Genomic DNA, 22,458 nt, shown 5'->3' on the forward strand with positions numbered 1-22,458 from the left:
ACCGCCGATGTGAAGGACGACCTCGCCGACACCCTTCGCCGCGAGGCACGCGACCAACTCGCCTTGGCGCGTCCTCCTCGGCTGAAGGTCCGCGTACGCCGCAGCGCGACATGACGAGCGCGGGACCGGGTGCGCAGAGACTCCCTGGAGAACACGATGAGGGAACACGCCAAGACCAACCGAACTCTGCTCGCCCTGCTCGGACTCGTGCTGCTGGGCGGCGGGCTCCTGGTGCTCGCCGGCGGCGCCGAGATCTACCGGCGCCGGCTCCTCGTACCCCCGGCCGGCTGGCCGCTCACCACTGCGCGCGACGTCCTGGTCCCGTCCGCCGATCAGACCCGGTGGACGGGCCTGAGCTGGTGGTGGCCGGCCACCATCGCGGCACTGGCGCTGCTCCTGCTGCTCGCCCTGGCATGGCTGCTGTCCCAACGTCGGCGCCACCCCCGCCAACTGACCGTCGCAGACTCATCCGAGGAGACCGTAACGGTCAGCAATCACGCGCTGAGTGACGCGCTCACCACCGACCTCACCATGCTCCAGGGCGTCCGGGGCGGCCACGCACTCTTCTACGGCGACCACACGCACCCACAGGCCCGCATCGGCCTCACCCTTGGCCCGGGCACCAGTCCGGAGCAGATCCTGGAGGGCTTGCACGACGCCGTCGAACGGGCACGACGATCCGCCGGCTGGGACAACCTCCCCACGCGTGTCAGCCTGAGCGTTGCCCGCCACAGCCCGCACCGCGTCGAATGACACCACGTCGCGTTCACGGTCCGGTGTCGGGTGAGGGGTGTCAGTGGTGACCGTGGGCGCTGTCGGCAGCTCCACCGAAGAGCCGGGCGACGGCACGGAAGGGGAGGGTGACGACGGTGGCGATGGCCCCGCCGATGGACCTGAGTATGTCTGCGATAGCCGTGAGCATGACGGTCCTCCAAGGACTTCCTCGACCGCGGCGGGCGGGGTGCTGCAGACCGCCGTGCGGTCGTGACGCGTCAGCCGGACACCTCAGTCCGACTCGGAGCGCGGTTCCTGCGGGTCGACACCAGAGGATGCCTCGGCATCCCTGCTGCCGCTGGGACGCTGCGAACGACCTCGGCGGCCTTCGTCGTGCATTCCCTTCTCCTTGGACCTGCCGCCCTGCTTCTCTCCGCGACGGGAGAAACTCTTGACGGTGTCGCCCGTGACGCCATCCATTTCTTCCTGGGAAGTTTCCTTACGAGGTCCGGACTCGGGGGCGTACTGGTCAGGATGGAACGACCGGTGCGCGCTCGGGTTGTCTTGTTGCTTGGTCTCATCGATATCAGGAGACCATCCGTGCTGTTTGGTTTCCTTGTGACGGCTCGGCCCTTCGCCGCGGGAAGGCTGGGGTGTTTTTTCATGCTTGGTCATGAGCGAATCCGCCTCTCGTGTACGCCGCCCCGCGAGCCAGCGAGCGTGGCGTCACCGCCAGGATAGTTCACGCCGTGGAAGAGCGAAATCGCCGAGACCGTCAGGCGCGTTTCCCGCGCCATAAGCTTCCATCCGCAGCTGCACCGGCACGCGTTTGCCTCCGGCGCATTCTATTCTTCCTCCTCGTCCTCCTCGCCTTCCTCTTCGTATTCAACGTCTTCGTCGCCCTCTTCGGGTTCGTCCTCTTCGGCCTCTTCGAGTTCGTCCTCGTCCTCCAGGTCTTCGGAGTCCTCTTCGTCTTCGGCTTCTTGGTCTTCTTGGTCTTCGGCGTCTTGATCTTCGTTGTCTTGATCCTCGTCGTCTTCGAGTCCTTCTTCGTGCGTTCGGACCACTTCGCCATCGCGGATCTCGCCGCGCCAGCCTTCGAGGTCCTCGTTGTCGGTGAGCGTGACGTACCGCTGGAAGTGCTTGAGGTCCAGACGCAGACGCCGTCCCTGAGCGCGCCAGATGTTGCCGGTCTTCTCGAAGAAGCCGGAGGGGTAGTACTCGACCACAGCGACAATGCGGGTGAGTTCCGGGGTCAGTTCATGGAAGCTGATGGCGCCGCGTGTGGTGCCCTTGCCCCCTTCGGAGTTCCACACGATCCGCTCATCGGGAATCTGCTCTTGTACGGTCGCTTTCCAACTGCGGTTGGAGAACGCCACCTTCAGCTTCCAGTCGCTCTCGATCTCGTCCGACTGCGAGACACTCTTGACGCCCTTGGTGAAGCTGCTGAACTCCTCGAGCTGGGTCCACCGGTCATACACGGTACGCAGGGGCATACCGATGTCGATCACCTCGACGATGTTGGTGACCTTCTTGTCCCCTGCCTTGCCGCCACCGCCGAAGAACCCTTTCACGGTGTCGACTGCCTTGTCCTTGAGGTCACCGGCCTTCTCGCCGAGGAAGGCCTTTACAGGCGACTCTCCTCCGCCGAGCACCCGCTTCCCGACGTTGAGCAGGGTGCTGTTGCCGTCGCCCACGTCACCCAGCCCCTGCGCAAGGTCGCTGATCTTCTCTCCGGCCTTGTCCGCCAGCCTCTGGCCCTGCGCTTCGGCAAACCCGGCCAGCTGCTCCTTGAGCATGTCAAGGCCGGAAGCCTTGTCCGGAGTGGTGTCGCCCTCCTTGGCCATGGCTTACCTCCTGCGGCTGGTGCGGCTGGATGTCTTCTTGGCGGCTGTCTTCTTCGCGGCTGTCTTCTTCCCGGCTGTCTTCTTCGCCGCCGGCTTACCGGACGCGGCCTTCTTCCCTGGAGCCTTCTTCCCGGGTGTCTTCTTCCCCGGTGCCTTCTTCGCCGACGACTTCGTTGTGCGAGCACGGCTCGCCGAAGACTTCCCCGCTCGCCGCCGTGCGGGCTTTTCCGCTTCGTCCTCGGCCTCTTCGTCCTCGGCCGGCTCTTCCTCTTCGTCGTCGTCCTCTTCACCCTCGTCCGGCTCTTCCTCGTCTTCGGCCGGCTCTTCCTCTTCGTCCTCGGCCGGTTCCTCGTCCTCGGCCGGCTCCTCATCGTCCAGGGATTCCTGAAGGGCGCTGGTGCGCTTCTGCAGGGCGTCGGCGAGTGCCCCGAAACTGCGGTCGGCGGTCGCAGACAGCGCGGTGCGACCGGACTCCAGGAGCTCACCACGAACCTGGTCGATGAGCTGCGCTGCCTGGGGAGTGGCAGCTAGCTTGCGCAGCGCTTGGCCGATCAACTCTCGCGGACTCAGCGCCTGACCAGCAACCATCGAGGCGACCCCGATGGCGAGCTTGCCCTTCTTGGTCCGGCCCAGTACATATCCAGCCGCGAGCGCGGCAGCCAGAGTGACTTTTGCATCGGTTTCCATGAATGGCCTCATGTCACGTTCGTGGGATCGCGCCGCTCAGGCACCATGCACCCCGCCGCGCGGGACTGCCAGATGCCCCGCAGCGCCTCTTGGGAGGCAGAGGCTTCCTCTTCCCACTCTCACCCCACATCCCCAGGCACGCATCTCCCCAGGCATCGCCCTCGATGGCGAAGCGCACCTACGACACAATCCGGGTTTGTCCGAGGTGCTCGTAGAACTCCAGGCGTTCACGAGGATTTCGCATCGCGATCGCCGATGCTTTGCTGCTCCTGCCTGCCGTCTGCCCCAGGTACGGACGCCCGGTTGACGGCTTCGAACTCCGGGAAATGCGGTTTCGCCGGCCGGACGGCGGCTTTCACCTAGCGCCGACCCGACGGGCCGAACAAACAGCCACCCCTGCCGCACCAGGTACAGGCGTGGCGCATGTCCCCCAGTCCGGCGCCACGAAACCCCGAGACAACTGCCTATGGCACAACATCCTTATCGAGATGAACCTGACCTTGGTGCACTACGTCGCCCGCCATTCCTCCGGCCGCCGGGAGTCCACCGAGGTCATGCCGCAGGTCGGCACGATCGGTCCGATCGAGACCATCAACCGCTACGACGCCCAGCGTGGCGTGGCGTTCACCACGCAGGCCATCCCTTACCTCCAGGGTGAGTTCAAGCGGTTCCTTCCGCGACTGGCCGAGGTCGACGACCACGACCGCACCCTCCTCGCACTCCGCTTCGACGCCGAGATGCCCCAGAGCGAGATCGGCGAGGAACTCAACCTCTCCCAGATGCACCTCTCCCCCTCACCACCCACATCTGCGTACACCTGCGGAAGCGATGCCGGCCACCGCCTGACTGCACGCACCGCAACTACCGGGCGCAGCCTGCCGCTTGCATCCGTACGAGCCTGGGAGGCGCTGCACGGCGCTGACGGGGCCGGTGTGCTGCTGACCGGCCGCCGAAGCGAACGGTTGGTGCGGGCCGTGCTGGCGCTCGGCCCGCACACCGCCCCGGGGACCGTCGTCCGACAGCCGTCGGACGAGACGGTGACGCACGCCCGCCGCTCGGCCGGTCCCACGTCTACGTCACCCGAACCAGGGGGTGGCCGACGCTCACACTCCACGATGTGGGGTGATGCCGAAATGCGCGATCGGTTAGCGGCAACACAGAGTTTCAGAATGTGACCTACCGTTCCATGCAATTAGCCTCTGTTCTTGAAAGTATCCTTCACCTTCTCCTTGGCCTCACGGGCGGCACCCTTACTCTGCTGCGCTTGGCCTTTGACGGTCATACCCTCGTTGCCGACAGATCGACCGGCTTCTTTCTTCACCGTGCCTTTGACCTGCTCGGCCTTCGCCTTCGCCTTTTCGCTCGCGCTCACGATTCGCCTCTTTCGTCGCACCCCCAGCTACTAGAAGCAATAATCGCACACAATGCATTCAAACAGTTCGAGCTGACAGCATAAGGTCCCGCCATGTTATGCCCATGCCATATGGCCCAACGGAATCCACATCCGGCTCTGGGCTGCGTTCGGCGCGTGCGCCCCGTCTTGCCCCAGCCGACACGTCCGGGGCGATTCACCAGCCTGAAGCCCGCGGCCGCCTGGAGCCAGTGACCGCCACCTGCACTATCCGCGGTCCACCGACAAGCCGCGCGACGGCACGAAAGGGAAGGGCGACAGCGGTAACGACAGCAGCCCCAGGCACGGATCGCCCCGCTCATGGCTTTCACCCCACCCCACTACGACGCCTGTGACGAAGGAAACTCAGAATCAGGGAAAGGTAGCCCTTTGATCAGCAAGCGGTTGAAGCGCGACCGGCGCCGTTGAATTGCGACGCGAAGTACCTCTGTCGCCAATGAGTACACTCGCTGCTGCCGCTACTTTTGCGACGTCCGTGCTTGTGTCCAAAAAGATCACGCGAGCGTCTCCATGACTTCGCCAACCAATTGATCAGCAGTCGGCTTCGGCGATAGCGCCTGACAGTAGTGAACGACGAACCCTCCTCACCCGTCGGCCGCGAGGCGAATGATCCGGTGGGGACGGGTGTGCCGGCCGTTGCGTACACCAGGCCGTGAAGTCTGCGACGGGCGCTGGGTTCCAGAATGGCTGAGGCCAGGTGATTCATGCTCTGCCTGACGGACCGAACGATCTTCACCTCGACCACACTTCTGGCACCGGTGAAGACGAGTACGTGCCGTACCGCAGCGAGGTCTGGGGGCGTCAGGTCGCGGGCACCCACACGACCTTGCAGCACAGCAAGGGATGCCTCGTCGCCATTGACCACAGCGCGTGCGCGGGCGACGGCGACGAGAGGGGTGAACTTGCCAATCCCAGGCTGTGTGGTCTGCCCCGGGTCACCGAAGGCGCCGTGGAAGGCTCACCACAGAACCACGCGTGCTAGCCGAGCGCCCCACAACGATCGGGGGCCGGCGAAAGCGTGGACCTCTTCGCCGGGAGAGGGGATGCGACCGGCGACGCACACAGCGTCGGTAGGAGTGCCGGAACAGTCGTATCCCAGCTCCAGCAGCGCCTGAACCTTGGCTTCGGTCGCCGTGGCCACCGCGTTCACCAATGCGGCATCGGACAAGGCCACCGGCACCATGGCGACGATGTTGATCGTGCCCGGCACCACCGGAGCGACGCTGCCCTCCGCCGGCGAGGCAGCCCACCCCCGTACGGTCACGCCCGAGGTGGCGACGGCCACGGCGCCACTGTCGTCTGCACGCGCGTGGGCCGAAACATCCGCCGCAGTCATCAGCCCAACTCCCGGACCGTGCACGCCGATGTCGTCGGCCAGGTCCGCAAGATGGCGCTCCGGGTCTGTGCGGCGGTACCCATGGACGACCTGCGCGTCGAGGACCCAGGACCGCTCGCCGAGGCCTCCCACCAGCACGGCGTTGCTGATCATCCGCCGTCCCGGCCCTGCCTGCCACAGCAGGGCGTGCAGCCGCTCGCCGTCCTCGGTGCGGGTCAAACGTCGCAGGCTCAGCGAACCGACAGCCGTGGGCTGAGGATTGACAACGGTCACCTGCAGACCTGCAGAACTCCCTGGTGATGACGGACGGGCCGCCGACTGGTCGCAAACGGACCCCACCAATCTCCTGCAGGCCGGCCAGGAATGGCGAGGAGACGCCACGCGCTACGACGAGCACGCCATCATCGGGTTACGAGCATTTCCGCGGTACGGGGTCACCGCCAGGTGGCTGTCTCCGGGTCGATCCCGTGAGTGCGAGCGCACTCGTCGATGCTTTGCCGAAACCAGGAGGCCAGCCCGACCCGGATTCCGTCGTAGTGGGAGGAGAAGCCGGGATCGGACTCGAACATTCTGCCCAGACACACCTGCATCTCTCGCGTGAGGGGGAAGAAGTTGGAGAATACTTCGCGGTGGCGTTCGACCAGCGCGTTCGCCTCTGGGGCCCCCGGAATGACACCCTGGTCGAGGGCGTTGCCCAGATCGTCCTGCAACGTGGACATCGCCGTGGAGAGCGCCTGCCACTGCTGCCGCGTGCGAGAAGCGGACCGCTCGGCGAACTGCGCCCATTGCGCGGAATCCCCCCACACAGTGCGGGCCTGCCGGGATCGATGGGCGTCCCAGTCCGCCCCGAAGATCTCCGACTGCGTTTCATCGTTGAGGAGGATGCCCCGCTCGTGAGCCTCGGTCATCCTTTCCAGGCGCTCGTCGAGCTGCTGCAGGTCCTGGATGCGCTCGGCGAGCTGGGCACGCTGCTGGCGCAAGGTGGCGCCGATCTCCGCTGTCGCGTCATCGAGAACCTCACGCACCGCTTCCAGCCCGAGACCGGCCTCCCGGTAGGCGACGATTCGATGCAGCCGTTGCAGGTCCGCTTCGGTGTACTGGCGATAGCCGGCGGTGGTGCGCTCGGACGGCGACGCCAAGCCGATCTCGTCCCAGTGATGCAGCGTGCGGACGGTCACCCCCGCCAGCTCAGCGGCCGCGCCCACCGTGACACCGTCGCGGATGTCGTGCTCGCGTTCAACCATGGACGCCATTGTGACCCTCCTCCGTCGAGCCCGGGGCGACGATTCCGACCGAGGCGAGATCACGCGCTTCTTGGCTGTCAGGATCGAGCTCCTGCGCCGCGGTGAACACGACCCGCGCACCTTCGGGCGTGATCACTTCGACGTCCCGAGTACGCCACGGCGTATCCCGCGGCCCGGTCACGCTGCCCGGCACGAGATCCGAACACGCCTCGACGAGGGGATCGATCTCGCTCATCACACACAGGAAACTCACGCTCATCGCCGGCACTTCGGGCGCCTCGGCACCGGTCGCCGCAGGAACGAGCAGCACATCCTGGAACGCCCACCGGCGCAGGTGGACCACCTGCCCCGGGACGCTGAACAGTTCGATGAAGCCGAACCCTCGCACCCAGAAATCCGTCGACGCCGCCAAGTCCGACGTCGGAACCGTCACGAACACCGGCATCGCGTAGATGCCGCGGAACACCTCTGGCGCAACCGCCTTCGGCCCACGCTCGGATACGGGGCCCATCTCGAATGCGTTGAAGAAATCGCTCATGCCGTTCACCGTCCCCCCTCACGCAACGTGAGGGTCAAGCCCACTCCGTGAACCGACGACGTCAAGCAATGATCGCGTTCGCTCGTGCTCCCGGTCCGCGTCGGCGTGTGTGGGCGGCGTTGGCCTGCTGCTGTGTGGTCGACAGGTGCCGGTGGCGGCCAGTTTCGGGGGCGAGGCGTAGCACCGGGCAGCAGCGCGGGCATGGCCCGCCACGGCCGGCCAACCGGGTCCGCGAGAACCTGGATGTTCACCCCCGTGTCGCTTCTGTACGCCCTGCGCCGGGTCCCGCCGAGCGCTTCGTCCAACGTCGGGGCGGCCTCGGCGAGCACGTCGATGCCCTCGTGGACGTAGCAGAACCCCATGTACGGGGTGTCTCGTAACTGATCTTTGAAATCAGGGTAGTTGGTCAAGACTGGATGCTCCTGTGGACCACCGGCGGGAGGCAGAGCCCCTCTGGTATGTTGCGCCGATGTCAGTGATCAGGAAGGTACAAGTCACCTTTGACTGCGCAGAACCTGAGCGCCTCGCTCGTTTCTGGTGCGAGGTGTTGGGGTACGTCGTACCGCCGCCACCGGAGGGGTTTGCCACGTGGGACGATTTCAAGTCCTCGCAGCCACCTGAGCAGCGGGATTCATCGTTCGCTTGCACTGATCCGTCAGGTGTGGGCCCGGGACTTTACTTCCAGCGCGTCCCCGAAGGGAAGACCGCCAAGAACCGGGTGCATCTTGATGTGCGGGTCGGCACCGGCCTCGTGGGGAAAGAGCGCCTCGCCGCACTTGAGGCCGAATGCGCACGGCTGGTCCCGCTCGGCGCGGTACACGTACAAACGCTGTATGACGGCGATGATTCGTGCATCCCCATGCTGGACATCGAGGGCAACGAGTTCTGTATCGACTGAGGGTTCTCCGAGCCGGCGGGGTGGGGCGCCGCCTCCCTTTGGCCTCTCCGGTTCCGTATGGGGCGGGAGCTACCGTGTGAGGGCGAGATTTTTCAACCGGGCGATGCCGAGTATGGCGGTGCGAACGCCGTCGCCTTTCAGATGGCAGTCGCGAAGGATCTTGTAAGCCTTCATCCGTGCGAAGACGTGCTCGACACGGGCCCGGACCTTGTGGTGAGAGGTGTTTGGCACCTCCTTCCAAGCCTGCGGGGCGACCCGCCGACCCGATGGCGGCTTCGCACCGGCGACTGATCCTGGGCAACGGGCAGTGAGAAAGGTGATCAGGCGCCGGATCTCGGCGAAGCTGGGATGGGTCAGCTCAGGTGGATCGATCCGTTTCTGCTTTCTCTGTATCGAGTGCGCCAGTGCGCAGGACAGGCAGGCAGGCGTGGACAGTCGCGCCCAAGGGTCATGTGGCGATGCCAGCCGGGATGCGCCGGACCTGGTAGTCAGTATCTTCAGGCGGAGAGTGGTCGGTGAGCGATGAGTCTGCTCTTTGCGTCAGGTCTGCACTTCCGTCAGCACCCGTGCCGAGGAGATCACCGTGCTACTGGCCAGCAAGACAGCGATCGTCCATGGCGGTTCCGGAGCGGTGGGAGCGGCTGTTGCTCGCGCCTTCGCGCGCGAAGGCGCCACGGTCCACCTCACCGGACGAACTGTGCCATCCCTCGAAGACGTCGCGCGGCGCATCCGAGACGAGGGCGGGGTCGCCCACGTCGCCCAGCTGGATGCGACGGACCGCGACGCCGTCGACCGCCACGCCGATGCCGTGGCGGCCGCGGGCAACGGCATCGACATCTGCTTCAACGCCACGTCCAACGATGACGTCCAGGGGAGCCCGCTCCTTGAGATGGCCCTCGCCGACGTGCTCCGCCCGGTCACGAAGGCGGTGACGACCACCCTCACCACAGCCACTGCAGCAGCCCGGCACATGGTCGGCCGTGGCAGCGGCGTCCTCCTTGTCATGGCCGGCGGACGCGAGACCATCCCCGACCTGGGCGGATCACACATCGCCTGGTCCGCCCTCGCAGGCGTCTGCCGACAACTCGCAGCGGAACTCGGTCCGCAGGGTGTCCGCGTCGCCTGGCTTCTTTCACCCGGCTCGCCCGCACCCGGTGAGGAGAACCGGGCCGACAAGGCGGCACTCTTGGCCGAGCTTCCCGCCTACGACGACGTCGCCAACGCCGCGGTCTTCGCCGCATCCAACTGGGCCCGCACGATGACTGCCACCGAACTCAACCTCACCGGTGGCCTCGTAGCAGACTGACGGTGCCCCCGCCCGCCCGACCCGGCGCTCGCCCCAGTCCCCGCCACCTTGAGGACGATCCAGACGTGTCACAGGGGCAGGCCGGGCTGGCCGGGACCGGAAGATTCACACCCACAAGAGACCGCTCCGACCTTCCTGCTGGTTGCTGGGCTCATCGATACACGGTTCCGGAGCAGCGATTATCCGGAGCCCACACGACGAACGGGTGCTCAGCTGAGGACGAATTCGGCGTGTTCGCGGTTGTCGGCGATGTACTTGCGGTGCTGCGCTGGTCTGATGCTCGTCGGCGAAGGCCGGCTCAGCCACGGCGCGGGCCGGCCATGCCGAGCCGGACGCCGCCGGTCAGCCGCCGGTCAGCCGCCGCCGGCACCACCACCTTGTCGAAAATGGGTCTCCGGCATCTGGTTGTCGTGATTCAAGGGTTCCTTCGTCCCCAGCCGGGCCCAGACCAAGAACGTCCCCAGGCCCACAGCCAGCAGACCGACCGGAATGAGTATCGCGAGAGCCCACTCGGGCATGCCGCCTCCCCCTCAGCGTCTTCTGACCTGCCAAGCGCCGTGCCACCACGGTAGAGCCCACCACTGACAACGGAGCCCAGGAAGCCCAGGAAAGGCAGACAGGGCCGTGGCCTTCGGTTGCCGCGAGCAGGTTCACCGGCATTCGCACTGCCGGTCAGCAAGTCCACCCAGAGCGGCCATTCCAAGGCGCTTAGGGGAACTGACTGCTGGTCAGCGGTGTTGTGGGGCAGGCTCCGGATCGGCGGCATGCGGCCACCGGTGTGCGATCTGCAGAGTCTAGGGATGACCACAGTATCCGGCGCTCCCGGCACGTACTTGCACAGTGTTCGTTGACGCGTGAGCGGCCGCCTGCTGAGGCTGTTGTCGACCACCGCACCGCAGGCACTCGGGATCGTGTCCCGGCAGCTGCGTGTATCTCCTGTGCCCACATTTTTCGGAGTTTCTGTGACGACCGCACGCCTGACGGATGCTGTCCTGGGGATCAGCCCATTCGGGGAACCCGATCCGAGAATCGTCGCCGCCGTCTGCCGGGCCGGCGGGCTCGGTGTGCTCGATCTCGGCAGGGGTGACAGGCGGGCCAGGGAGGCGCTGGAGTCGGTCCGGCAGTGGGTGTCGCGGCCGTTCGGGGTGCGGGTGGCCGCCGGGTGTGCCGTCACCGCGGCCGAGCTGGTGAGCGGCGGGGGTGTGCACACGGTGGTGCTCGGTGTGCAGGCGGCGTTGCGGGTCGACGACCTCGTCGCCGATCATCGCGTGCTCGTCGAGGTCACGAGCCATGCGGAGGCGCTGGAGGCGGCCCGGAGCGGTGCGCACGGACTGATCGCCCGCGGCAGTGAAAGCGGTGGGCGGATCGGGGAGTTGAGCACCTTTGTGCTCCTCCAGCAGCTGATGGCCGATCCGGCTCTGGACTTGCCCGTCTGGGCCTGCGGCGGGATCGGGCCGCACACCGCCGCGGCCGCGGTGGTCGGCGGGGCGGCCGGAGTCGTGCTGGATACGCAGCTCGCCCTTCTGGCGGAGTCCGGCCTTCCGGACGACGTCGCGGCGGCCGTGCGGAACCTGGACGGTTCGGAGACGGCCGTGGTGGCCGGGCACCGGGTGCTGTGGCGCCGGGGGCCGGACGCGCCGGCGGTGCCGGACGACCCGGTGAAGGTGGCCGGCCTGCTCGGTGCCGGGGATCTGCGGACGCAGCTGCTCCCCGTCGGGCAGGACGGCTTCCTGGCCTCCCGGTTCGCCGCGCAGTGGCGCGATGCCGGTGGGGCGGTCCGTGCGGTCACCGCCGCCATGTGCGAGGCGGTGCGGGAGGACGCGCCGCTCGACGCGCTGCGCGACGGTTCCGCGATGAGCCGCGCGCTGGGTACGCAACTCCCCCTCGCCCAGGGGCCGATGACCCGGGTCAGTGATCAGCCGGGGTTCGCCGCGGCGGTCGCGGAGGACGGCGCGCTGCCGTTCCTGGCGCTGGCGCTCGCCGGTCCGGAGCAGACGCGCACGCTGCTGGAGCAGACGCGTTCCGCGCTGGACGGCCGGCCCTGGGGGGTGGGGGTGCTCGGCTTCGCTCCCCAGCGCACCAGGGCCGCACAGCTGGAGATCATCCGGGAGTTCCAGCCGTCCTGCGCGATCATCGCGGGCGGCCGGCCCTCGCAGGCGGCCGCACTGGAAGAGGCCGGTATCGACACGTTCCTGCATGTGCCCTCGCCCGGCGTGCTGCGGCAGTTCCTGGACGTCGGCGTCCGCAAGTTCGCCTTCGAGGGGTCCGAGTGCGGCGGCCACATCGGGCCGCGGAGCAGTTTCGCGCTGTGGGAGGCCCAGATCGGCGTCCTCACCGAGTTCCTCGACGCGGCCGAGGACGCCGAGGGCGACACGCTGCGGGTGCTGTTCGCCGGCGGGATTCACGACGCACGTTCGGCGGCGATGGTCGCCGCGCTCGCCGCTCCGCTGACCGCCCGTGGCGTGGCCGTGGGCATGCTCATGGGTACCGCCTATCTGTTCACCGAGGAGGCGGTGAGCCATGGCGCGGTGCAGCCGCTCTTCCAGCGGCAGGTGCTCGCGGCGCGGCGGACCGAGCTGCTCGAAACGGCGCCCGGCCACACGACGCGGTGTGTGACCAGCCCCTTCACCGACAACTACCGCGGAATCAAGGAGGATTTGCGGTCGCAGGGCGTCCCGGAGCGGCAGGCGTGGGAACAGCTGGAACGGCTCAATGTCGGCCGGCTGCGGATCGCCAGCAAGGGCGTGGAACGGGTCGGCGAGGAGCTGACCGAGGTGGACGAGGCCCGGCAGCTCGTCGAGGGCATGTTCATGGCCGGCGAGGTCGCCGTGCTCCGGAACCGGGCCACCACGATCGGCGAGCTGCACGCGTCCGTCAGCGGCGCCGCCGCCGACTTCTACACCGAGCGCTCGGCGCGGGCGCGCGAACGGCTCGGTGTCGCCCCGCAGTCGGGCGAGGAACTCCCCGCACCGGCCCCCCTGGACATCGCCGTGGTCGGCATGTCCTGCATGTTCCCGGACGCGCCGGACCTCGCCGCCTACTGGGCGAACGTGGTCGGAGGAGCCGACGCCGTCACGGAGGTGCCCACCGAGCGGTGGGACCCGGCGGTCTACTACGCACCCCAGGCGGACGGCGGCCACACCGATTCCAAGTGGGGCGGTTTCCTGCCGGACATACCGTTCGATCCGCTGCGGTACGGCATTCCGCCGTCCTCGCTGGGCAGCATCGAGCCGGTGCAGCTGCTGTCACTGGAGGCGGCGCGCCTGGCACTGGAGGACGCCGGGTACGGGGAGCGGGACTTCGACCGGTCCCGGGCCGCCGTGGTCTTCGGGGCCGAGGCGGGCAGCGACCTGTCCCACACCGCCGCGCTGCGCTCGTTGCTGCCGGCCTACGTGGGGCAGCTGCCGCCCGAGCTGGACGCACAGCTGCCCCGGCTCACCGAGGACTCGTTCCCCGGGATGCTGGCCAACGTCATCTCCGGCCGGATCGCCAACCGGCTCGACCTGCGGGGGATGAACTACACGGTGGACGCGGCCTGCGCCTCCTCGCTGGCCGCGGTGGACGTGGCGTGCAAGGAACTGGCCGCCGGCACCAGCGACCTCGTCCTGTGCGGCGGCGCCGACCTCCACAACGGCATCAACGACTACCTGCTCTTCTCCTCGGTCCGGGCGCTGTCCCCGACCGGCCGCTCCCGCCCCTTCGACAGCGCGGCGGACGGGATAGCGCTGGGCGAGGGCGTCGCCTGCCTGGTGCTCAAGCGGCTTTCCGACGCGGAGCGCGACGGGGACCGCGTCTATGCCGTGATCAAGGGTGTCGGCAGTGCCAGCGACGGCAAGTCCCTCGGCCTGACCGCACCCCGTGCCGAGGGGCAGCGTGCCGCGCTGGAGCGCGCCTACCGCCACGCGGGCATCTCTCCGACGGAGGTCGGGCTGATCGAGGCGCACGGCACCGGGACCATGGTCGGCGACCGTACCGAACTGGGCGCCCTCACCGAGCTGTTCACGCAGGCCGGAGCGGCGCCCGGGAGCTGTGCGCTGGGGTCGGTGAAGTCGCAGATCGGGCACACCAAGTGCGCCGCCGGTCTGGCGGGTCTGATCAAGACCGCGATGGCGCTGCGCAACGGCGTCAAGCCGCCGACGCGGCAGCTGGAGCAGCCCAACCCGGCCTGGGACCAGGAGAGCAGCCCGTTCGCCTTCCACACCTCGGCGCGGCCGTGGGCGGCGCGGCCGGCCGAGCGGGTCGCCGGGGTCAGCGCCTTCGGTTTCGGCGGCACCAACTTCCATGTCGTGCTGCGGGCCCACGACGAGGGGCCGCCGCCGGTGCAGGGGCTCGACGCCTGGCCGGCCGAGCTGTTCGTCTTCCGTGGCGCGGACCGTGCGGACGCCGACCGGGCGATCCAGGAGCTGCTGGACCTGGTGGAGCGGAACGAGCGGGACGGTCGCCCGTGGCGGTTGCGTGACTTCGCGGTGACCGCCTCCCGCCGCTGCGACGCCTCCCGGCATCCGGTGCGGTCGGCGGTCGTGGCGGGGGACCTGGACGAGCTGGCCGTGCTGCTCGGGCGGGCGCGGGCGGGCGAACACGATCCGGCCGCGGGGGTCTTCGCCGCCGGGGCGGACGACGGGTCTCTGGACGGTGCGGCGGACACGAAGGTGGCGTTCCTCTTTCCCGGCCAGGGCAGTCAGCGGCCGGACATGCTCGCCGACCTGTTCGTCGCCTTCCCGGAGGTCCAGCGCTACCTTCAGCTCGGCCGCGAGTGGGCGGCGGACCTCTTCCCGCCGGACGCCTTCGACCCGGCCGTCGCGGCCGGGCAGCGGGCCAGGGTCACCGACACCACGGTGGCCCAGCCCGTCCTGGGCATGGTCGGCCTGGCCGCGTACGACCTCTTCAGCCGCGCCGGTGTGGTCCCGGACATGGTGGCCGGGCACAGCTACGGCGAACTGGTGGCGCTGTGCGCCGCCGGGGCGCTGGACCCGGCGACCCTCCTGGAGCTGAGTGCGCGGCGGGCCGAGGCGATCGTGTCCGCGGCCGGGCCGGAGCCCGGTGCGATGGCCGCGGTGTCGGCCGGCGTCGAGGACGTCTCCGGTCAGCTCGACGCGGCGGGCCTGGCGGACCGCGTCGTCATCGCGAACCACAACGCGCCCGAACAGGTCGTCCTCTCCGGGCCCGCCGACGCCGTCGCGGCCGCGGTGGAGCGGCTTCGCGCGCACGGTTTCGGCGCCAAGACCCTCCCGGTGGCCTGCGCCTTCCACAGCCCGGTCGTCGCCGGCGCCGCCGAGCGGTTCGCCGAGGCACTCGCCGGGGCGCCGGTGCGCGCACCGCAGACGCCGGTGTGGGCCAACCGCACGGCGTCCGTCTACGCGCCGCGACCCGAGGACGTACGCACCGAACTGGCCGCACAGATCGGCGCGCCCGTCCGGTTCACCGAGCAGATCGAGCGGATGTACCAGGCCGGGGCCCGTGTCTTCGTCGGGGTCGGGCCCGGCTCGACGCTCCCCTCCCTCGTGTCCGCGATCCTCCGGGACCGTCCGCACACGACGGTCGGCTGCGAGACGGCGGGCGGCCGGGGGGTGCGCGGTTTCCTCGGCGCGCTCGCCCAGCTGGCCGTGGCCGGCGTGCGGGTGCGCACCCGCTGGCTGTTCCACGGCCGCCACGCCACCGACCTGCGGCACACGACTCCCCCCGAACGACCCGGCTGGACCGTCAACGGGCACCTGGTGCGTACCCGTGACGGCAGCCCGCTGCCCGGCTCTCTCAGGCCGGCCCGACGTATCCAGGAGATGTTGGTGACGACGCCCGACCCCCACGAAGCTGCCGTCAGCCCGGACCGGATGGTCTCCGAGTTCCTGCGCACCAGCCGGGAGATCGTCGCAGCGCAACGCGATGTGCTGCTCACGTACTTCGGTGCCGCGGCGGGCACCCCGGCCCTCGCACCGCCGGTCCCGCCGATGCCCGTCCACCAGGCACCCGTCCCGGTCCAACCGGTCACGACCGCCCTGGTCGAGCCGGTCACGTCGATGCCGGCCCCCGGCGACCCCGGCCCCCTCGCGCCCGCCCCGGAGGCGGCCTCCGCGCCGGTGCAGGCGGCCGCCGCCACTGCCGCGCCGCTCACCGAGGAGGACGTGCTGCAGACCATCCTGGGCCTCATCAGCGAACGCACCGGCTATCCGGTGGACATGATCGAGCCCGATCTCGATCTGGAGGCCGACCTGAGCGTCGACTCGATCAAACGGATCGAGATCGCCGGTGAACTGGCCGCCCGGGTCCGGTCCGGCAGTGGGGAGGGGGCGGGCGTCTCCCAGCTCGACGACGCGGAGCTGGACGCGCTGTCCGCGGCCCGCACCGCCTCCGGCATCGCCGGCCTGCTGATGGCACGGCTGCGCGGCGGCGAGGAGCAGCCCCCCGAGGACCGGAGCCCGTCGGAGACGGCCGGCCGTCCGGACGCGGTGGAGGTGGTCGCCGAGGCGCCCGCCCGGCTGCTGCTGCGGCAGGTGGCCCTTCCCGAGCCGGCCGCTGGCCCCGGGGCGTTGTCCGGAAAGCGCTTCGCGCTGCTGGGCGGGGACAGCCCGGTGGGCGAGCGTTTGGCAACTCAACTCACCGCACGGGGCGCGGAGTTCGTCGTACGTGACGGTCAGCATCTGCTGACGGACCAGGACGGCCCGCTGGACGGTGTGCTCCACCTGGAGGCGCTGACCGGCACCGAGGAGCCGTTGCTGCCGGAGTCGTTCCCGGTGGTGCAGGCCGCGCTGCGGCGCGGGCCGCGGTGGCTGATCACCGCTGTCCCCGGCGGTGCGGCGGCGGACGACGGGCGGCCGGACGGGCTGCGGGGGATGTTCCGGACGATCGCCCAGGAGTATCCGGACACGGTCGCCAGGGTGGTCGAGGTCGCTCCGGACGAGTCGGCGGAGGACCTGGCGGCCACGCTGGTCGGCGAGTTGCTCGCCACCGACCGCGCCCCGGTCGTCCTGCGCTCCTCCGGCGGCCGGTACGGCCTCGAACTGGCCGAGACCGGCCTCGGCCGGCTGGGCACCACGGGAGCCGGGCCGGCCGGCGACGGTGCGGCCGAGGCCACCGCGATCGGCCTGGACCGGGACGCCGTGGTGCTGTTGGTGGGCGGAGCCCGGGGCATCACGGCACGCTTCGCCGCGACCCTGGCGGCGGCCGCCGGCTGCCGGATCGAGCTGGTCGGCCGGACCGCCGCGCCGAGTGGCCCGGAAGACCCGGCCACCCGGTCGGCGCCCGACCGCGAGACACTCCGGGCCACCCTGGCGGCGCTCGGCAACCGCACCCCGGCCGAGATCGAGCGGACCGCCGGGCAGATCCTCGCGCAGCGCGAGATCAGCGCCACGGTCGACGAACTGCGCTCTCTGGGCAGTGCGGTGCGCTACCACTCGGCGGACACCCGGGACGCCGAAGCGCTGCACCGGGTGGTGAAGGACATCCACGCCGAGCACGGCCGGCTGGACGGTGTGGTGTACGCCGCCGGGGTGATCGAGGACCGGATGCTGGCGGAGAAGGACACCGAGTCCTTCCGGCGGGTGTTCGACACCAAGGTCGACGGCGCCCGGACACTGCTGGAGGCGGTGGAGGACCTGCCCGGCCCCCCTGGCTTCACGGTGTTCTTCGGCAGCATCTCGGCCGTTCTGGGCAGCCGCGGCCAGGTGGACTACGCCGCGGCGAACGACGCCTTGCAGAGCATGGGCAGCCGCTGGGCCGCCCGCACCGGCTCCCGGCTCCTCACGGTCCACTGGGGACCGTGGGCGCCCACCGGTCAGCACACGGGCATGGTGACCCCCGAGCTGGCACGGGAGTACGCCCGCCGGGGCATCCGGCTGATCGACCCCGAGGAAGGCACCCTCTGCCTGCTGCGCGAACTCGCCTGGGGCGAGCAGTCGGCCCAGTCCGTCGTCTACACCGCGTCGGGGTGGTGAGATGACCAGGGGGGAAGACGGCGCGGGCGCACAGATCGCCATCGTCGGCATGGCGGTCCTGCTGCCGGGCGCGGCAGACCTCGACGCGTACTGGCGCAACCTGGTCACCGGGGTGGACGCGATCACCGATGTGCCGGCCGGCCGCTGGGATGCCAGCTTCTACGATCCGCAGGCGGTGGGGCGCTCGGACCGCGTCTACTGCCGGCGGGGCGGTTTCGTCGACGAGCTGGCCGAGGTCGAGGTGACCCAGTTCGGGATCATGCCCCACTCGGTGGCGGGGACCGAACCGGACCAGCTCATCGCGCTGAAGGTGGTCGCGGACGCGATCGCCGACGCGGGCGGCCAGGACCGGTTGCCCGACCGCGACCGGATCGGGGTGATCCTGGGGCGCGGCGGCTACCTGACCCCCGGGCTGTCCCGCGGGTCCCAGCGGGTGCGCACCGCCAACCAGCTCGTGCGCACGCTGGGAGAGTTGCTGCCCGACCTCGGAGCCGACCACATCGAGCGGGTCCGGCAGGCGTTCGTCCAGCAGCTCGGGCCGGACGACCCCGAGCAGGCGATCGGCCTGGTGCCCAACCTCACCGCCTCCCGGGTCGCCAACCGGCTCGACCTGCGCGGCCCCGCGTACACCGTGGACGCCGCCTGTGCGTCCTCGCTGGTCGCGGTCGACCAGGCGGTGGGCGAACTGGCCGGCGGGCGCTGCGATCTGATGCTCGCGGGTGGTGTCCACCACTGCCACGACATCACCCTGTGGAGCGTGTTCGCGCAGCTGCGGGCGCTCTCTCCCAGCCAGCGGATACGCCCCTTCGACCGGGCCGCGGACGGCCTGCTCATCGGTGAGGGCTCCGGTGTGGTGGTCCTCAAGCGGCTCAGCGACGCGCAGCGCGACGGCGACCGGATCTATGCCGTGATCCGCGGCACCGGCGTGGCGAGCGACGGGCGCAGCGGCAGCCTCGTCAACCCGGACTCCGGGGGGCAGGTGAAGGCGGTGCGGCAGGCGTGGCGCGCGGCCGGTCTCGACCCCGCCCGCCCGGGTTCGATCGGGTTGCTGGAGGCCCACGGCACCGCGGCTCCGGCCGGTGACGCCACCGAACTGGCCACCGTGCAGGAGGTGTTCGGCAGCGCGGACGGCGAGGAGCGGGCGGTCATCGGGTCGGTGAAGTCGATGATCGGCCACACCATGCCGGCCGCGGGCGTGGCCGGCCTGGCCAAGGCGGCGCTCGCCGTCCACCACGCGGTGCTGCCGCCCACGCTGCACTGCGACGACCCGCACCCGGCGCTGGAGCGGACCCGTTTCCGACCGATCCCGGTGGCGCAGGCGTGGGAGACCGAGGGCGGGTCAGGGGTCCGGCGGGCCGCCGTGAACGCCTTCGGCTTCGGCGGCATCAACGCGCATGTGGTGCTCGAAGCCCCGCCCGAGGGCGCGGCCGGCCGGCGTAACCGGCCCGCGGTGTCGGTGCGGGAACACACCCGCGTGCTGCGGCTCACCGCCGACAGCCCCGGGCAGCTCGCCGGCCTGCTGGACGCCGACGACGCGGCGGTGCGCGCGGCCGGTCTCGACGACCGGGCTCCCGGCGAGGGACGCAGCCGGCTCGGCATCGTCGACCCGACGGCCAAGAGCCTCGCCCTGGCGCGCAGGGCGGTGGCCAAGGGCCGCCCGTGTCGGGGCCGCGGCGATGTGTGGTTCACCGCCGAGCCGCTGCTCGGCGGGGACGACGGCGGGCAGGTGGCCTTCGTCTTTCCGGGACTTGAGGCCGAGTTCCGGCCCCATGTCTCCGACGTCGCACAGCACTTCGGGCTGGACGCCCTGCTCCCCGCCGTCCGCGCCGGGCAGCCGACCGAGGTGGCGGATGTCGGCCGGCACGGGGGCGAGGTGGTCGCGGTGGGCCGGGTACTGGACGCCGCCCTGCGGCGGATGGCCATCGTGCCGGACGCGGTCGCCGGCCACAGTGTGGGCGAGTGGACCGCCATGGTCACGGGTGGGTTGTTCGCCGGCCGTGCGGTGGACGAGTTCATGGCGGACTTCGACCCGGACGAGCTGCGGGTGCCGGGCCTGGCCTTCGCCGTGCTGGGCGCTCCGGCCGACCGGGTCGCGGCCGCCCTGGAGGACCGCCCCGAGATCGTGCTGTCCCACGACAACGCGCCGGACCAGGCCATGGTGTGCGGCCCGCCCGGCCCGGTGGACGAGCTCGTGCGCTGGTTTCGCGCGCGGAACGTCGTCGGCCAGGTCCTGCCGTTCCAGTCCGGCTTCCACACCCCGATGCTGGCTCCCTACCTCGAACCGATCCGCCGTGCCGCGAGCCGGTTCACGCTGTATCCGCCGGCCGTTCCGGTGTGGTCGGCGACCACGGCGTCGGTCTACCCGCCCACCGAGGCCGAGGTCCGCGCGCTGTTCCTCAGGCATCTGCTGGAACCCGTGCGCTTCCGCCCGCTGACCGAGGCGATGTACGCGGCCGGCGTCCGGGTCTTCGTACAGGCGGGAACGGGCCAGGTCGGCGCGCTGATCGACAACACCCTGCACGGCCGGCCGCACCTGGCGGTGGCCGCCAACTCTCCGCACCGCAGCGGACTGGCCCAGCTGCACCGGGTCGCCACCGCACTGTGGACGGAAGGCGGCGACCCGGATTTCCGGCCGCTGCGCGCCGGCCGCGGAGCGGCGTCGAAGCGCCCGCCGGTCCGGCTGGACCTCGGCGGGGGTCTGGTCTCCTTCGACGAGGGCACCCTCGGCAGCCTCCGCTCGGCACTGGCGGCCCGGCCCGCGGCAAGCACGGGCGGCGAACTGTCCGCGCTGGAGGCGGCGGCCGACCGGCTCCCGGTAGCCGGCGAACTGAGCGCGCTGCTCAGGGACACCGCGGAAACGGCGTCGGCGGTGCTCACCGCCGCCCGGACAGCTCGAACGGGCTCCCCGGCGGCGCCCCCAGCACCGGCGGCGCCTCCCGCGCCGACCGCCGTGCCGAGCTCCCCGACGCCCGGCGGGCAGGAGTTCCGTACCGTCCTGCGGGTCTCCACCGACACCATGCCGTACCTGCTGGACCACTGCTTCTTCGCGCAGCGTCCCGGCTGGCCCGACGAGGCCGACCGCTGGCCGGTGGTCCCGGCCACCACGGTGATCCACCACATGATGGAGTGCGCCGAGCGGGCGGTGCCCGGCTCGTCCGCCGTGGCGGTGCACGGGGTGCAGCTCAACCGGTGGGTGACCGTCAGCCCGGCCGCTGATGTGCCGGTCACCGTGGCACCGCAGGAACCCGGTCGGGTCGGGGTGACCTTCGGCCGGTTCGCCCGTGCCGAGGTCGAACTCGCGGCAGGCCCCCCGGAGGCGCCGCCCCGCCCGTGGACCTGGGATACCGCCACCGAACGGCCCCCGGAGATCACCGCCGAGCAGCTCTACACGGACCGCTGGATGTTCCACGGCCCGCTGTTCCAGGGCGTCACCGAGCTGACCGCGGTCGGCCCCCGCCACGTACGCGGGAAGCTCACCACCCCGCCCGCCCCCGGCGCCCTGCTGGACAACGTCGGTCAGCTGCTCGGCTACTGGATCATCAGCACCCTGACCGAGCGGACCGTGGTGTTCCCGGTCCGTATGCGACGGATGCGCTTCCACGGCCCGCACCCCGCGACCGGCACCACGCTGGACTGTCTCGTCACCGTCACCTCCGTCACCGACACCGCGGTGGAGGCGGACATCCAGCTGGTCGCCGACGGCCGGGTGTGGGCGGAGATCCACGGCTGGCAGGACCGCCGCTTCGACAACCGCGAGGAGACCAGGGTCCAGGAACGGTTCCCCGAGCGGAACACCCTCTCCCGCGTCCAGCGGGGCGGCTGGTCGCTCGTCCACGACCGCTGGCCGGACCTCGCCTCGCGCGATCTCGTCATGCGCAACCACCTCAGCAGCGCGGAACGCGAGGAGTACGAGCAGCGCCCGCCCCGCGGCCGTGCACAGTGGCTGCTGGGCAGGATCGCGGTCAAGGACGCCGTCCGCCAGTGGCTGTGGGATCACGGCGAGGGGCCCGTCTTCCCCGCGGAGATCCGGGTGAGCAACGACGGGGCCGGCCGGCCCCGGGTCGCCGGGCTCCACGGCCGGACCCTGCCCGAGCTGGACGTCACGCTGGCGCACTGCGCGGAGACCGGCGTGGCCATGGTGCGCCCCCGTACCGGAACCGGACCCGGCGGGATCGGCATCGACGTGGAGGAGATCGCCGAACGCCCGGTGCAGGCCCAGGTGATGGCGCTCGGCCCGGCCGAGCGCGCGCTCCTCGGGGTGCAGCAGACCGCGACGGGTGAGCCCGGAGGCCTGTGGTTCACCAGGTTCTGGGCGGCCAAGGAAGCGGTGGCCAAGGCGCGCGGCACCGGACTGCAAGGGCGGCCGAAGGACTTCGCCGTGGTCGCCGCGCAGCCGGAGGAACTGCTGGTGGAGGCGGCGGGCCGACGGTACCGGGTGTGGTGCCGCCGGATCGGCAATCCGGCAGACCTGACGGACAGGGAGTACGTCGTCGCATGGACGACGGAATCGACGGAAACGACGGACGAACGGGAGACGACGCGGTGAACA

14 protein-coding genes and 1 pseudogene are annotated in these 22,458 nt (G+C 70.2%); 6 read left to right on the forward strand and 9 right to left on the reverse strand.

Annotated features, from left to right (window positions below; all coding sequences use genetic code 11):
* Positions 1 to 156 precede the first annotated feature (156 nt).
* Positions 157 to 753: an alkaline shock response membrane anchor protein AmaP gene (locus ACWC9R_RS28895; protein ID WP_450735891.1), complete on the forward strand. Its 597-nt coding sequence runs from the start codon at positions 157 to 159 to the stop codon at positions 751 to 753.
* A gap of 40 nt (positions 754 to 793) precedes the next feature.
* Here the strand turns inward: ACWC9R_RS28895 and ACWC9R_RS28900 are convergent, their stop codons facing one another.
* From ACWC9R_RS28900 to ACWC9R_RS28915, 4 genes are all read right to left on the reverse strand, one after another.
* Positions 794 to 922 (reverse strand): LPFR motif small protein, encoded by a 129-nt coding sequence (locus ACWC9R_RS28900; RefSeq protein ID WP_405560844.1) that lies wholly within the window; start codon positions 920 to 922, stop codon positions 794 to 796.
* Between the two features lie 83 nt (positions 923 to 1,005).
* A complete protein-coding gene (locus ACWC9R_RS28905) occupies positions 1,006 to 1,389 on the reverse strand; it encodes a hypothetical protein (RefSeq protein WP_450735892.1) in 384 nt (127 codons plus the stop codon).
* 170 nt (positions 1,390 to 1,559) lie between these two features.
* On the reverse strand, positions 1,560 to 2,561 hold the full coding sequence (locus ACWC9R_RS28910; protein ID WP_450735893.1) for an SRPBCC family protein: 1,002 nt from the start codon (positions 2,559 to 2,561) through the stop codon (positions 1,560 to 1,562).
* Between the two features lie 3 nt (positions 2,562 to 2,564).
* Positions 2,565 to 3,248: a hypothetical protein gene (locus ACWC9R_RS28915; protein WP_450735894.1), complete on the reverse strand. Its 684-nt coding sequence runs from the start codon at positions 3,246 to 3,248 to the stop codon at positions 2,565 to 2,567.
* 488 nt (positions 3,249 to 3,736) lie between these two features.
* On the opposite strand from ACWC9R_RS28915, the gene ACWC9R_RS28920 reads away from it, so the two are divergent.
* Positions 3,737 to 4,423: a sigma factor-like helix-turn-helix DNA-binding protein gene (locus tag ACWC9R_RS28920; RefSeq protein WP_450735896.1), complete on the forward strand. Its 687-nt coding sequence runs from the start codon at positions 3,737 to 3,739 to the stop codon at positions 4,421 to 4,423.
* A gap of 17 nt (positions 4,424 to 4,440) precedes the next feature.
* On the opposite strand, the gene ACWC9R_RS28925 is transcribed toward ACWC9R_RS28920, so the two are convergent.
* From ACWC9R_RS28925 to ACWC9R_RS28940, 4 genes are all read right to left on the reverse strand, one after another.
* Entirely contained in the window at positions 4,441 to 4,620 is a 180-nt protein-coding gene (locus ACWC9R_RS28925) for a CsbD family protein (protein WP_450735898.1), read from the reverse strand.
* 997 nt (positions 4,621 to 5,617) lie between these two features.
* Positions 5,618 to 6,268, reverse strand: a complete 651-nt coding sequence (locus tag ACWC9R_RS28930; protein ID WP_450735899.1) for an adenosylcobinamide amidohydrolase — start codon at positions 6,266 to 6,268, stop codon at positions 5,618 to 5,620.
* 161 nt (positions 6,269 to 6,429) lie between these two features.
* Complete coding sequence (locus tag ACWC9R_RS28935) at positions 6,430 to 7,239, reverse strand: MerR family transcriptional regulator (RefSeq protein WP_450735901.1); 810 nt, start codon at positions 7,237 to 7,239, stop codon at positions 6,430 to 6,432.
* Positions 7,232 to 7,777: a VOC family protein gene (locus ACWC9R_RS28940; protein ID WP_450735903.1), complete on the reverse strand. Its 546-nt coding sequence runs from the start codon at positions 7,775 to 7,777 to the stop codon at positions 7,232 to 7,234. The genes ACWC9R_RS28935 and ACWC9R_RS28940 overlap by 8 nt, the downstream gene beginning before the upstream one ends.
* A gap of 469 nt (positions 7,778 to 8,246) precedes the next feature.
* Here ACWC9R_RS28940 and ACWC9R_RS28945 point away from each other — a divergent pair, with 469 nt between their 5' ends.
* Positions 8,247 to 8,675 carry a VOC family protein gene (locus ACWC9R_RS28945; RefSeq protein ID WP_450735904.1) on the forward strand — a complete coding sequence of 143 codons (429 nt, stop codon included), beginning with the start codon at positions 8,247 to 8,249 and terminating at the stop codon, positions 8,673 to 8,675.
* 69 nt (positions 8,676 to 8,744) lie between these two features.
* On the opposite strand, the pseudogene ACWC9R_RS28950 reads toward ACWC9R_RS28945, so the two are convergent.
* Positions 8,745 to 8,915: pseudogene (locus tag ACWC9R_RS28950) on the reverse strand (transposase); the annotation flags it as partial.
* Positions 8,916 to 9,258: 343 nt separating this feature from the next.
* Between ACWC9R_RS28950 and ACWC9R_RS28955 the strand changes: the two are divergent.
* From ACWC9R_RS28955 to ACWC9R_RS28965, 3 genes are all read left to right on the forward strand, one after another.
* Positions 9,259 to 9,981 (forward strand): SDR family NAD(P)-dependent oxidoreductase, encoded by a 723-nt coding sequence (locus ACWC9R_RS28955; protein ID WP_450735906.1) that lies wholly within the window; start codon positions 9,259 to 9,261, stop codon positions 9,979 to 9,981.
* A gap of 962 nt (positions 9,982 to 10,943) precedes the next feature.
* Entirely contained in the window at positions 10,944 to 17,909 is a 6,966-nt protein-coding gene (locus ACWC9R_RS28960) for an SDR family NAD(P)-dependent oxidoreductase (RefSeq protein ID WP_450735907.1), read from the forward strand.
* Between the two features lies 1 nt (position 17,910).
* Positions 17,911 to 22,455 carry a beta-ketoacyl synthase N-terminal-like domain-containing protein gene (locus tag ACWC9R_RS28965; RefSeq protein ID WP_450735909.1) on the forward strand — a complete coding sequence of 1,515 codons (4,545 nt, stop codon included), beginning with the start codon at positions 17,911 to 17,913 and terminating at the stop codon, positions 22,453 to 22,455.
* Positions 22,456 to 22,458: the final 3 nt, after the last annotated feature.

It is taken from the genome of Streptomyces sp. NPDC001219 (assembly GCF_053597915.1).